Here is a 12,679-nt window from a genome sequence, read left to right as displayed (position 1 = left end):
TATCCTTGGCTGACAAAGCCAAACGGCTGGTGCGGTCTCCAGACAGGAGCCCCGCGCCAGTCTACATGTTCCAACCGTCATGATTTCCTGAGATCAGAGCAAACCGGTATCGCGCCTCTGGCGTGCAGTTGCGCGTGGTGCGACCTCGCGGCCCGACTGTGGGCTTGCCTTTGCTGTGCAGATTGCCGATGCAGTGTTCATGAGCCTCAAACCCGCAGATCCCGCCTTTCTCGATGCGCTCTCGGCCCGCCTTCCGGCGGACACGCTGCGCACGCCCGAAACCCGCTATCTGGAAGAGCCCCGCGGGCGCTATAAGGGGCAAGCCGCTGCCGTGGCGCTGCCCCGAAATGTCGACGAGGTCGCCGAAATTATCCGCGCGGCCCACGCGGCGCATATCGGGGTGATCCCTTACGGCGGTGGCACCGGGCTGGTCGGCGGGCAGGTGATGCCTGACGGACCTGCGCCGATACTGATGTCTACCGAGCGCATGCGCCAGATCCGTGCCAGCTATCCGGCGGAGAACGTGATCATCGCCGAGGCGGGCGCGGTGCTGGCCGATGTGCAAGCTGCCGCAACTGAGGTGGGGCGTCTGTTCCCGCTGTCCCTCGCTGCCGAAGGTACGGCCCGGATAGGGGGGAACCTTGCGACCAACGCGGGCGGTGTGAATGTCCTGCGCTATGGCAACGCCCGCGATCTTTGCCTCGGTCTGGAGGCCGTCCTGCCGACAGGAGAGATCTGGCACGGGCTGTCGCGCCTGCGAAAGGACAACACCGGGTATGACCTGCGGAACCTGTTGATCGGGGCCGAAGGAACCCTCGGTATCATCACCGCTGCGGCGCTGAAGCTCTCGCCAATCCCTGCAAGCCCGGGCACGGCCATTTTCACCATTCGCGATCCCGCAGCTGCGATAGAGCTGCTGAGCCTTGCCCGCGATGCCGTGGGGGAGGGTGTGAGTGCCTTTGAGCTTATCCACCGTCAGGGTCTGGAGTTTCTCGCCGAGACATTGCCGGATCTGCGGCAGCCGTTCGAGACACATCCCGAGTGGTGCGTGCTGATCGAACTTGGCCTCGGCAAGGGGCAGGATGCAGAGGAGGCGCTGGCAGACCTGTTCGGGGCGGCCATGGAGGCTGGTCTGTCCGACGATGGTGTCATCGCTCAGTCCGAGGCACAGCGGCTGTCGCTCTGGTCTCTGCGAGAGCACATCCCGGAGGCCAATCGGCGCATCGGGTCGATCTCCAGTCATGATATCTCCGTGCCGATCTCCCGTATTCCGGAGTTCATTCCGGCAGGCTGGGCGGCGATCGCCGACCTTGAGCCAAGTCTGCGGATCAACTGCTTCGGCCACCTTGGCGACGGCAACCTGCACTACAACGTCTTCCCCGGCGCCGGCGAGACGCGTGCTGACTTTGAGCATCTGCGCGGCGAGGTGAAGCGGATCATTCATGATCTGGTGTTCGAGTTCGGTGGGTCCGTGAGTGCAGAGCACGGCATTGGCCGACTGAAGGTCAGTGATCTTGACCGCTATGGCGATCCGACCAAACTGGCGGCCATGCGCGCGATCAAGAACGCCCTTGATCCACACGGCATCATGAACCCGGGCGCGGTGGTTCCGGGTCTCTGATCCGACAGGCGCAAACCGCAAAAAAAGGGGAGCCCGGAGGCTCCCCTGTCGTACATATCGCTAGATCCGTGAGTGTGGCCGGGTCTTAGCTTCCCGGCATGATGACCTTGTCGATCACATGGATGACGCCATTCGACGCCTCGATGTCGGCCTGGATCACAGAAGCCTCATCGACCATTGCACCACCTTCAATCTTCACGGTGACCTCTTGGCCTTGAACCGTTGCGGCCATCATGCCGTCGGTCAGATCGGAGGACATCACCTTGCCGGGCACCACGTGGTAGGTGAGGATGGACACCAGCTGGTCCTTGTTTTCCGGCTTCAGCAGCGTTTCCACGGTGCCGTCGGGCAGCGCCTCAAACGCAGCATCGGTCGGGGCGAAGACAGTGAACGGCCCGTCGCCTTTCAGCGTGTCCACCAGATCAGCCGCGGTTACGGCGGCGACCAGAGTTTCGAAGTCGTCGTTGCCTGCGGCAATGTCGACGATATCCTTGGAATGACCATCAGCAAAGGCAGCGGTGGCGAGGGCGAAGCTTGCAACGGTACCAAAAGCGATCTTGCGGAACATGAAAACTCTCCTGTCATTTGTATCACTGAGGACGCCGCAATCGCGACATCTGTGGGGTACAACGAGACAGGCGCCGCTTTGGATGTGGCGGATGTTTGCTGGTTGGCATTTGACCCATGAAAAAAGCCCCCTAAGCAGGGAGCTTTTTGAATTTCCAGTCACAGATGCGTGTGTATCTGTGATCCTGTGTGAGAATTCTGTGCTGATCCAGCGGCTTTTATGCGGCGTTCAGAGCCCGTCGAATTCGCACAGGACATGCACATCCATCCCGAGCTCTTCGAGATGCTTGCGGCCGCCCAGCTCGGGCAGATCAATGATGAAGGCGCAGGAGATGATCTCGCCACCGAGCTTCTCGATCAGCTCGATCCCGGCGCCGGCGGTGCCACCGGTTGCCAGAAGGTCATCGACCACGAGGATTTTCTCACCTGCCTGGATCGCGTCCTTGTGCAGTTCGACCACGGCCTCGCCATACTCCAGCTTGTATTCCTGGCTGATGGTTGCGCCGGGCAGTTTGCCCTTCTTGCGGATCGGGACAAAGCCGGTGCCCAGCTGGTGGGCGATCGCCCCGCCGAGGATGAAGCCGCGCGCCTCAAGCCCGACCACCTTGTCGATGCGCTGGCCTGCGTAGGGGTGCAGCATCTGGTCCACCGCCATTCGAAACCCGCGCGGGTCGGCGAATAATGTGGTGACATCCCGGAACATGATCCCTTCATGCGGGAAATCGACAATGGTGCGGATGTAGTCCTTGACGGTCTTCGTCTTGTTCATGGGCGTGTAATCCCTGGCTTTGCTTCGTGATCGGCGCGCCCGACACTCTAGGTCATTCCGAGGGCGCCGCGCCGGTGCGGTTTGACCGAAGCACGTCCGCCATGCAAGCGTCAACGCCTGAAGGGCGCCCCAATATCCCTTTACAAAAGGCTCAGGCGCCTGACGTGGGTTGCGCGCGCGGGCGCCCGGCCCCTTTGCTCACGGCCTGTGCTCAGATCAGCCAAGCACCCGGCCTGCAACCGCATCCAGCTTGGCCACAAGCGCCGGGTCGCGCTTCTCCGGCGCGGTCATGATGGCATACTCCAGCGCCCGATCACACTGATGAGGGCAGGGCGCGCGTTCGGCACCAAGAAGCGTTGGCAGCCCCTTCACCAAGGTGCGCCCCTTGTCGGAATTGCCCTGCAGCGTGCCGATGATCTCGGTGATATCCACTGCGCCGTGATCGGGATGCCAGCTGTCGAAATCGGTGACCATGGCGATGGAGGCATAGCACAGCTCCGCTTCGCGGGCGAGTTTGGCCTCCGGCATGTTGGTCATGCCGATCACATCCGCGCCCCAGACCTCGCGGTACATCTTTGATTCCGCCATCGAGGAGAACTGCGGCCCCTCCATCGCCAGATAGGTGCCGCCGCGGTGGGTCTTGATCCCGGCAGCGCGGGCGGCCTCTTGGCATGCATCGCTCAGACGCGGGCATGTGGGATGCGCCACCGAGACATGGGCAACGCAGCCGGAGGCAAAAAAGCTCTTTTCTCGGGCAAAGGTCCGGTCGATGAACTGGTCGACAATGACAAAATCCCCCGGCGCCATCTCCTCGCGGAAGGACCCGCAGGCGGAGACTGAGATCACGTCGGTGACGCCCAGTCGTTTCAGTGCGTCGATATTGGCACGGTAGGGCACATCGGTGGGGCTATGCACATGACCGCGCCCGTGGCGGGGCAGAAAGGCCATCTTCACGCCATCAAAGCGCCCGGTCAGGATCTGGTCAGAGGGTGTGCCCCAGGGGCTGTCGACCGTGGTCCATTCCGCGCCCTCCAGCCCGTCGATGTCGTAAATTCCGGAGCCGCCGATCACGGCAATCATGGTCTCGGTCATATGGATCTCTCCTGCGGGTGTTTGCCGAGCTATGGCCGAGGGCGGCGCTGTTTGGCAAGCGTGGGATGCCTCCGGCGGAGGTATTTGGGAAAAGATGAAGGCTCAGTCGCGGCGAATAATGCCGGTGAGGGCGGCAGCCCCCAGCGCGGTGACGATCCAGCCCAGAGTGGTGAAGATCCACCGCCAGTACCATAGGTGATAGCCCCAGGTTCCGCGTTCGGTGGAGGGGGCCCAGGCGTCGGTCTGACCGAATTCGACGATGGGGATCACGACGTCGGCGGCATAGGCGTAGCGGTTGAAGGTCTCCCAATCCTTGCCGGGGATGGCGTTGCGGTTTGTCCATTCGGCGGCGGGGTTTTGGATGCTGTCATCGCGCGCCAGCTCTTGCCAGCCTTCGGAGAGCAGGATGGGGCCGGAATTGGGGGCAAAGCTGCCTTCGTCCCAGGCCCATTGCGCGGGAAAGGTTGCAGCGGCGAAGAGGAGGATCAAGGCATAGAGGCTGCGTTGGGGTTTGTAGCCATGGGCGGTGAGTACGAGGGAGATGCTGTCTTTTGCGCCGAGGGTGAGGCGGCAGATGTCACACCAGATGCTATGCAGGCCTGTACTCAGGTCACCATTCGGGACGACTTTCAACTGCAGACGAGAGTTTTGGCGAAGCTTGCAGGCCAGGGTGATGCGGATGGCTTGCGCTGCCAACTCGTGGCCCATGTCATCAAGTACACTGGCCAGTTGTTTGTAGGGTTGGGGGTAAAACACGTCATCCCAGCAGTCGCCTTTGGCGAGCCAGGCGAGGCGGGTTTTGGCGTCTGTCGGGCCGAAGAGCCGAGTGTAAGTGAAGCCGTCCCTAAGAAATATCCCAGTAGATGGAAAGTCGTCAGGAGCGTCCTGAAAATTCTCGACGTGCGCGGCATTAAGTGCGACAACTCCCTCTACTTTCTTTGGTCGGAAGCTCCAACCATCGGTCAGCTTTGCACTTTGCATAGACAGAGCGAAAAAGTTGCTTGCAGAAAATTGCGTGCCAATGCACTGGAATTTTCCGCGCAAAACGAGCCGATCAAGCGATGCATCTCCTTGGAAATACGTGTTGTCGAGAATGAAATCTCGTTCGATTGTAAGGCTTTGTGCTCTCAATGCAAAATCGTTGGACGAGCGAAACTTGCTCTCGCTTGCTATCAGCTGTCCCGAAACACTCATGCCACTGAGCGCAACCGTTTCACCGAAAGCGGTATTATTGATTGTGAGATTGCCAAAGATTTTTGCATTCTCCAGATCTATCGAAGAATGCTTCGTGCCGGTCACCTCAGCTTGGGTTATTGATAAGCCTCGATTAAAGCTTGCTGCTCTCGCAAAAAGTCCTGCGAGTGAGCATGCCTGAAAGGTGACACTGCGTTGCCACGTTGAACCCTGGCAAAAAATCTCTTCTTGAAAGCGGCATCCATAGAGTTGCAGTTCGTATTGTATATTGCTTCCGGCAACATTCAGCGAGCCACTAACATAGGCGCCGTCGATGGCGACGAGTTGTTTTTTGTTCGCGGGCGTGTTCTGGGATTCTAATACCCAAGACAGGACTTCGGCGCGAATGTGCTTCGCCTCGTGTTCTGTGTTCAGGTTGTCCCAGTCGGCGGGTTCTGTTGGGATTTGGTCATCCGGCCCAAGTTCACAAAACTCGCCAACTTCGGCTGCGGCCTTCAGTTTGCGCTCTGCGATGGTCGGGCCATCGCCATACTCTTCAATCTCGTCCCAGCTTTGAAATCTCATGTACTTATGTTTCTATTATAAGAGAGTACCCGCAGTCTGCGGAGGTCCGCACCGGCGAGCAAGGGTTAAGGTGAGGTTCACGGCAGACAGCGCTGCTGACCTATTGTTTCGCGCGCGAAACATTGCGGCAGAAGGGCTGACCTATTGCGCGGGGGCTGCCCTTGGATGTGGCAGCGGAGGCGCTCCGGGGCCTTGTTTTCCTGCCTTCCCTTGTGTCGCGGGGGCATTGACGCTAACAGGCGGTCAAATCTTCCCTCCCGACTTCACAGGTTTTGGTGTCATGACACGCGGCGTTTTCGGCCTTTTGGCCAAGAATATCTCTCCTCCCAATCTCTCCATCATGCAGGATGAGGGCTTTACCGTTGGTCGCGTCCGCACCGAGTTGCTGTCCGGCCTTACGGTGGCGCTGGCCCTGGTGCCCGAGGCGGTGGCCTTTGCCTTTGTGGCCGGGGTGCATCCGTTGGTGGGGCTTTATGCGGCCTTCATGGTGGGGCTGATCACCGCCGTGTTCGGGGGGCGTCCTGGGATGATCTCTGGCGCGACCGGCGCGCTGGCCGTGGTCATGGTGGCGCTGGTGGCGGATCATGGGGTGGAATATCTCTTTGCCACCGTGGTCTTGATGGGGCTGTTGCAGGTGATTGCCGGTGTGATGCATTGGGGCAAGTTCATCCGGCTGGTGCCGCATCCCGTGATGCTGGGCTTTGTGAACGGTCTGGCGATCGTGATTTTCCTCGCGCAGCTGACCCAGTTCAAGAAGCCGGGCACGGTGGAGAACACCGGCCATGGCGCCGGTGGTGGTGAGTGGTTGGCCGGGGGCCAGCTGGCGGTGATGCTGGGGCTGGTGGTGCTGACCATGGCGATCATCTGGGTGATGCCGCGTCTGACCAAGATCATTCCCGCACCATTGGCCGGGATCGGGATTACTGCGGTGATCGTGATTGCCTTTGGCCTCGACGTGCCGCGGGTGGGCGACCTGGCCTCCATCCAGGGTGGTCTGCCGATGTTCCACATCCCGATGGTGCCGCTGAATTTCGAGACCTTGGAGATCATCCTGCCCTATGCGGTGATCCTGGCGGCGATCGGGCTGATCGAAAGCCTGCTAACCCTGAACCTTGTGGGTGAAATCACCGGCAAGCGCGGCGGTGCGAGCCAGGAATGCATCGCGCAGGGGGCCTCCAACATTGCCACCGGTTTCTTTGGTGGCATGGGCGGTTGCGCGATGATCGGCCAGTCGATGATCAACGTGAACTCAGGTGGCCGCACCCGGATCGCAGGCATCGCGGCGGCTTTGTTCCTGTTGCTGTTCATCGTCGCAGCCTCGCCGCTGATCGAGCAGATCCCGCTGGCGGCTCTGGTGGGCGTGATGTTCATGGTGGTGATCGGCACCTTTGCCTGGAACAGCTTCAAGATCATGACCAAGGTGCCCTTGATGGATGCCTTCGTGATCGTGCTGGTGACCGTGGTGACGGTGATGACTGACCTGGCGATCGCCGTTGTGGTGGGGGTGATCGTCTCGGCGCTGGCCTATGCCTGGAACAACGCGCGCCGCATTCATGCGATCACCCGGGATAGCGCCAGCGAGGAGGGCGCCAAGGTCTATGAGATCCAGGGACCGCTGTTCTTTGGCTCCACCGACGGGTTCATCGAACTGTTCGAGATCGAGAACGACCCGGATGTGGTGATCGTGGACTTTGCCGCCTCGCGCGTGGTGGATCAGTCGGCGCTGCAGGCGATCGAGGCGGTCGCAGGGCGATATGCGGCGGCAGGCAAGACCATCCAGTTGCGTCATCTGAGCCGGGATTGCCACGAACTGCTGTCCAAGGCCGGGCATTTGGTAATCGATAGCGATGACGATCCGGAATACGGCGTGGCGGTGGATTACTCGGTGCGTACGGGGATCCTCGGCGGTCACTGAGACCTGCCTTTGCTGTTATAAAACGGTCGCGGCCCCCGGTGGGGACCGCGGCTTTTTTGTTTTTGGGACAGGGGCTCGGGTGCACCAAAGCAGCAACCTGCAGAGCCACCCTCGCCTGTGCCCTGTCTGATGGACCACGTCCCGCCGCGACAAGGAAAATGGCCGCATCCCCGCCCATGCGGGCGCGGAGCCTCGGCAATTTGCCTTGCACGCCGTGCCGTGGCCCATCCATTTGGGATCAGGCGAGGGTGGCTCCGAAGCAGCAGCGGTCAGTCGGGGGCGAGCGCCTCCAGCATGTCGAGGTCGCCGGAGGTGATGGCCGGTTCCGCGCGCAGGATCAGCTCCGCCGGCCAGTCCCACCATTTGAGGGTGAGGAGGCGGGCGATCTGCGGCTTGGGAAACCGGTGGCGGGCCACCGTCGCCGGGTTGCCTGTCATGATCGCGTAAGGAGGAACCGTGCCGCGCACCACCGCGCCTGCACCGATGATGGCGCCGTCGCCGATCCGGGCGCCGGGCAGGATCATCGCGCCGTAGCCGATCCAGACGTCATGGCCGATCACCGTGTCGCGGGTGTCGGGCTGGAACCCGGCCATCTGGGCGGGATCGAACACCGGGAAGGGAAAGCAGCTGAGCCCCTCCTGCGCGTGGTTGGCCGAGGCGGTGATGAACTTGACCCCATGGGCGATCTGGCAAAACCGTCCGATCCGCAGCCGTTCGCGCGCGCCGGCAAAGAGATAGGGCGCCAGGTGGCTGCTCCAGTCCCTGGGCGGGTCGAAATCAGAGGCGTAGGTGTAGTCGCCAACGCTGAAATTTGGGTTCTCCACCACGCGCGATAGCATCACCGTGCCGGTATGGGGCTGGCCATCCGGCAGGATGATCGGGTGGCGCAGATTTGGATCGGGCAGGGGCATCTCAGTCGTCCGGGCGGGTCAGGGAGAACAGATCGCTCACCTTGGCATAATCGCGGTAGCCGAGGCGCGACAGCGGCTGGTAGCGGGTGACGTCAAAGATGCCGTCCACTAGGCAATCATCGCGCAGATGCACGCCGACCACCTCGCCAAAGGCGACCTTGTTGGCCTCGCCCGGCAGGTCGATGATCTGCGTGAGTTTGCATTCCAGCGCCGCCGGAACACCGGCGACCCGGGCGCAATTGATGGTTTCGCAGTCGATGGCCTCCAGCCCGGCATGGGCGAATTCATCCGTGCCCTTGTCCAGCGCAGCGGAGGATTTGTTCATCGCGTCGCGCATGGCGTATTCCACGATGTTGACGCAAAAGACCCCGGTCTCGCGAATATTGGCAATGGAATCCTTGGTGCCGTCCTGATCCGCCTTGGTGGAGGTGGAGGCAAACATCACCTGCGGCGGCACATAAGCCACGGCATTGAAGAAGGAATAAGGTGCCAGATTGTTGACGCCGTCGCCCGAACGGGTGGAGATCCAGCCGATGGGACGCGGGGTGACAACGGCGTTGAATGGGTTGTGGGGCAGGCCGTGGCCGTCCTCGGGGCGGTAGAACATTGCATGTCTCCAAGTGTTTGCCCCAGACTTACGCGCGTGCTAGGGCGAAATCCACCCCCGCGTCGAACCGGCCCCGTGCCTGCGCGACACAGCTGACGGAGCCAGAGAGACGTGATCACCATCGCGGCGGAGATGCCGGAGGATTCCTGGGAGGTCGAAGCCCTCTATGACCTGTGCTTCGCGCCGGGGCGCACGGCGCTGTCGTCCTATCGGCTGCGTGATGACGTGGCGCCGGTTCGCGCATTGAGCCAGGTGGCACGCGACAGCGACGGTATCCTTGCCGGTGCGATCCGCTTCTGGCCGGTGCATGTGGGGGCTGCCGAGGCGCTGCTGCTGGGGCCGGTGGCGGTGCACCCGACACGGCAGGGCGAGGGCATCGGTGCGGCGCTCATCCGCGACAGCCTGTGGAAGGCGGAGCACAGCCATTGGGACCGGGTGATCCTGGTGGGCGATGCGCCCTATTACAAACGCTTCGGGTTTCAGAAGCTGAGCGGCGTCGAGATGCCGCCGCCAACCAACCCCGACCGCATTCTTGGCCTGAACCTCAATCCCGATGCCTGGACGGGCGTGTCGGGGCTGGTGCGACGTTGGAGCGGTGCGGCGCAAGGGTGACAGACCCGGACGTCGCGTGAGCAAGGGCCTTGAAACGCGTGCCCAAACTGCTGATCTGTAAGAGCAGAGCGGCAGGGAAGAGGGCCACGGATGGGCGAGATACTGACACAGGACACGCGGAACCTTACGGCAACGGATGTCGAGGCAGAGCTGGATGCGATTGCCGCCCGCTACCGTGCCGCCGGGAGTTTTGGCATGCGATTGCTGAACACGCTTGGTGGTGGTGCCGAGGACTTGCTGCAGCGTTTGCCCAAACCGTTGCGCGGGACCGTGGATGTCGCCGTGCAGCAGGCGCTGCATCTGGCGGTCCGAGGTGCCGCGCAGAGCAGGAGGCTGGTGCCCGATCAACCCTCCCAGACCAATCGTTGGGTCAGTACCACCATGGGCATGGTCGGTGGCGCCGCGGGATTGCCGGGCGCGTTGGTGGAGCTACCGGCCACAACGACCTTCCTGATGCGCAGCATTCAGGGCGTGGCGGTAGAATACGGGTTTGATCCGGATGCGGAGAATGTGCGCTTTGACGCGATAGAGGTTTTTGCCGCGGCAGGCCCGCTGGCCCATGATGACGGTGCCGATACCGGCTTTCTGACCATGCGCCTGGGGCTGTCGGGGGCTGGCTTGTCACAGCTGATTGCCGCTGTGGCGCCTCGGCTGGCGGTGGCGCTGGGACCAAAGCTTGCAGCGCAGATGGTGCCGGTTCTGGGGGCAGTGGCTGGCGGCAGCGTGAACTACGTTTATGCCGGTTACTATCAGGAAATGGCGCATGTGCATTTTGCCCTGCGCCGCCTTTCACTGGATGCGGATGCGCCCTATCCGCAGATGGTGGAGCGGTTGCAACAGCGGCTGCTGGCCTGATCAGATACCTGCTGCGCCTTGCGCGCTTTCATCCCCCTGACATGGGGCGCTGCCACATGTTTGAGGAGGCCGCGTGTTATCGGGGCGAGAGCATGTATGGGCAGGAGTGGGCTTGCGGTGGTCGCTCAGGGGCGAGGGTGCGTGCAGCCGTCTCACCGGTTCCGCAATCCAGTGACTGCCTGCGCGTTGAAGGGGAGCAAGGCTGATGACGCGACCCCTGAATGGGCAATCATTTCACGGTCATTCCGAAGATGGTCGGCCGCTGCACCAGCAGGTGGGCGCGTTGTGTTATCGAGTGTCGAGCAAAGGGCGCGTCAAGGTTTTGATGGTGACGTCCCGCGGCACCGGGCGTTGGATTCTCCCCAAGGGCTGGCCGATCAATGGTCTGACTGCGGCGCAGGCTGCGGCGACCGAAGCCTGGGAAGAAGCTGGCGTGTCGGGGCAGGTGCTGGATCGGGTGGTTGGACAGTTCACCTACGACAAGGCCCGCGACGGTGCGCCGCCGCTTGCGTGCCGGGTCGATGTGTTCCCGTTGCGCGTCGATGCGCTATCGGCGGATTTTCCTGAATGCACAGAGCGAAAACGCGAGTGGATGTCGCTTGAACGCGCGGCTCTGCAGGTCGATGCGGCGGATGTTTCGGCATTGCTCAGAGCCTTTTCGCCTGACGATCTAGTGTGAACGGGTTACATAGGAAGGATGCTGCCCTTGCAAACACCGCTGAGCCGGTTTTAATCGGCGCTTCCGAGTACGGGACATGAGATGATACGATATGCACTGAAATGCGCTGAGGGACATGGGTTCGAGAGCTGGTTCCAGTCAGCTGCGGCCTACGACAAGCTCGTGGAGGCCAATATGGTTGCCTGTACGCAGTGCGGGTCCACACAAGTGGAGAAAGCGCTGATGGCACCGCGCGTAAGTCCGGGCCGCAAGGCGGCGATGCCGGCGGAGGCGGAGCCTTCTCCCTCTGACAGGCCCGCGGTCACGCCAGCTGTGCCAGTGCCGCAAGCGCCGCAACAGGCCGCACCGCTCAGCGCGCCTGCGTCGGATCTGGAAAAGGCAATCACCGAGTTGAAGAAACAGGTCGAGGCCAACTCCGATTATGTGGGCAAGGATTTCGTCAAACAGGCGCGCGACATGCACCTTGGGGACGCGCCCGCCCGCTCGATCCACGGCGAGGCAAAGATCGAAGATGCCAAGGCGTTGATCGACGACGGGGTGCCGGTTCTGCCGCTCCCCTTCACACCGAACCGAAAGATGAACTGAGGCGCTCGACCGGGCATCAGTCATGAATCCACTGAGCAGGAAAAGGAGACCGCCAATGCATGTGGTCGTGACAGGCAGCAGCCGCGGTATTGGGCGTGAGCTGAAAACAAGGCTGGCTGCACGCGGTGATCGTGTGACGGGAACCTCGCGGGATCATTCGTCGGGCACCCGGCTCGATGTGAGCGAACCAGGGCAGCAGGCGCGCTTTGCCGCGCAAATCAAGGGCGACCCGGTGGATCTGTTGATCTGCAACGCGGGCGTCTACCTCGACAAGACGATGAGTATCAGTGACTACACCGCAGAGGTCTGGGCAAAATCACTTGCCGTCAATGTGACCGGCGTATTCCTGAGCGTGCAGGCAATGCTGCCGAACCTAAAGCTCGCCAGTGCTCCGAAAATTGCGATTATTTCCTCTCAGATGGCCAGTCACGCGCGTGCGCCGGGGGGATCCTACGCCTATCGCGCCTCCAAGGCCGCGGCGCTCAACATCGGGCGCAACCTCGCCACGGACCTGAAACCGGAGGGGATTGCCGTCGGCATCTACCATCCCGGCTGGGTTCGCACCGACATGGGGGGCGATGAAGGGGATATCTCGGTTGAGGAAAGTGCCGAGGGTCTGATGCAGCAATTCGATGAGCTTACTCTGGAAACCTCGGGCTGTTTTCACACCTGGGACGGGCGAGTTCACGCATATTGATCGTGGCGGGC

At 61.8% G+C, this 12,679-nt stretch carries 13 protein-coding genes; 7 read left to right on the top strand and 6 right to left on the bottom strand.

Annotation, left to right across the window (positions count from 1 at the left end; translation table 11 throughout):
- The first annotated feature begins 199 nt into the window (after positions 1–199).
- Positions 200–1,621, top strand: coding sequence for an FAD-binding oxidoreductase (locus R1T40_RS11045; protein WP_106162323.1), 1,422 nt, complete (start codon positions 200–202; stop codon positions 1,619–1,621).
- 85 nt (positions 1,622–1,706) lie between these two features.
- Here the strand turns inward: R1T40_RS11045 and R1T40_RS11040 are convergent, their stop codons facing one another.
- The 4 genes from R1T40_RS11040 to R1T40_RS11025 form a co-directional block, all read right to left on the bottom strand.
- Complete coding sequence (locus R1T40_RS11040; RefSeq protein ID WP_106162091.1) at positions 1,707–2,189, bottom strand: fasciclin domain-containing protein; 483 nt, start codon at positions 2,187–2,189, stop codon at positions 1,707–1,709.
- Positions 2,190–2,417: 228 nt separating this feature from the next.
- Positions 2,418–2,957, bottom strand: a complete 540-nt coding sequence (locus R1T40_RS11035) for an adenine phosphoribosyltransferase (protein ID WP_317384131.1) — start codon at positions 2,955–2,957, stop codon at positions 2,418–2,420.
- A 216-nt stretch (positions 2,958–3,173) separates the two neighbouring features.
- On the bottom strand, positions 3,174–4,049 hold the full coding sequence (locus R1T40_RS11030; protein ID WP_317384130.1) for an S-methyl-5'-thioadenosine phosphorylase: 876 nt from the start codon (positions 4,047–4,049) through the stop codon (positions 3,174–3,176).
- Positions 4,050–4,151: 102 nt separating this feature from the next.
- The gene (locus R1T40_RS11025) at positions 4,152–5,807 is read right to left on the bottom strand and encodes a hypothetical protein (protein ID WP_317384129.1); all 1,656 of its coding nucleotides are present in this window, start codon (positions 5,805–5,807) and stop codon (positions 4,152–4,154) included.
- A gap of 280 nt (positions 5,808–6,087) precedes the next feature.
- On the opposite strand from R1T40_RS11025, the gene R1T40_RS11020 reads away from it, so the two are divergent.
- Positions 6,088–7,722 carry a SulP family inorganic anion transporter gene (locus R1T40_RS11020; protein WP_106162095.1) on the top strand — a complete coding sequence of 545 codons (1,635 nt, stop codon included), beginning with the start codon at positions 6,088–6,090 and terminating at the stop codon, positions 7,720–7,722.
- A gap of 269 nt (positions 7,723–7,991) precedes the next feature.
- On the opposite strand, the gene R1T40_RS11015 is transcribed toward R1T40_RS11020, so the two are convergent.
- Both R1T40_RS11015 and R1T40_RS11010 read right to left on the bottom strand, forming a co-directional pair.
- Entirely contained in the window at positions 7,992–8,633 is a 642-nt protein-coding gene (locus tag R1T40_RS11015; protein WP_317384128.1) for a CatB-related O-acetyltransferase, read from the bottom strand.
- A 1-nt stretch (position 8,634) separates the two neighbouring features.
- Positions 8,635–9,240 carry a flavin reductase family protein gene (locus R1T40_RS11010; RefSeq protein ID WP_317384127.1) on the bottom strand — a complete coding sequence of 202 codons (606 nt, stop codon included), beginning with the start codon at positions 9,238–9,240 and terminating at the stop codon, positions 8,635–8,637.
- 111 nt (positions 9,241–9,351) lie between these two features.
- Here R1T40_RS11010 and R1T40_RS11005 point away from each other — a divergent pair, with 111 nt between their 5' ends.
- From R1T40_RS11005 to R1T40_RS10985, 5 genes are all read left to right on the top strand, one after another.
- Positions 9,352–9,852: a GNAT family N-acetyltransferase gene (locus tag R1T40_RS11005; protein ID WP_106162098.1), complete on the top strand. Its 501-nt coding sequence runs from the start codon at positions 9,352–9,354 to the stop codon at positions 9,850–9,852.
- 90 nt (positions 9,853–9,942) lie between these two features.
- The gene (locus R1T40_RS11000; protein WP_317384126.1) at positions 9,943–10,707 is read left to right on the top strand and encodes an EcsC family protein; all 765 of its coding nucleotides are present in this window, start codon (positions 9,943–9,945) and stop codon (positions 10,705–10,707) included.
- Between the two features lie 205 nt (positions 10,708–10,912).
- Positions 10,913–11,386 carry an NUDIX hydrolase gene (locus R1T40_RS10995; RefSeq protein ID WP_317384125.1) on the top strand — a complete coding sequence of 158 codons (474 nt, stop codon included), beginning with the start codon at positions 10,913–10,915 and terminating at the stop codon, positions 11,384–11,386.
- An 81-nt stretch (positions 11,387–11,467) separates the two neighbouring features.
- Complete coding sequence (locus R1T40_RS10990) at positions 11,468–11,971, top strand: DUF1178 family protein (protein WP_317384124.1); 504 nt, start codon at positions 11,468–11,470, stop codon at positions 11,969–11,971.
- Positions 11,972–12,026: 55 nt separating this feature from the next.
- On the top strand, positions 12,027–12,668 hold the full coding sequence (locus R1T40_RS10985) for an SDR family oxidoreductase (RefSeq protein WP_106162102.1): 642 nt from the start codon (positions 12,027–12,029) through the stop codon (positions 12,666–12,668).
- Positions 12,669–12,679 lie beyond the last annotated feature (11 nt).

The organism is Tritonibacter scottomollicae (assembly GCF_032924845.1).
GTDB classification, from domain to species: Bacteria; Pseudomonadota; Alphaproteobacteria; order Rhodobacterales; family Rhodobacteraceae; genus Epibacterium; species Epibacterium scottomollicae.
This window is presented reverse-complemented; position numbering and strand designations above follow the sequence as displayed.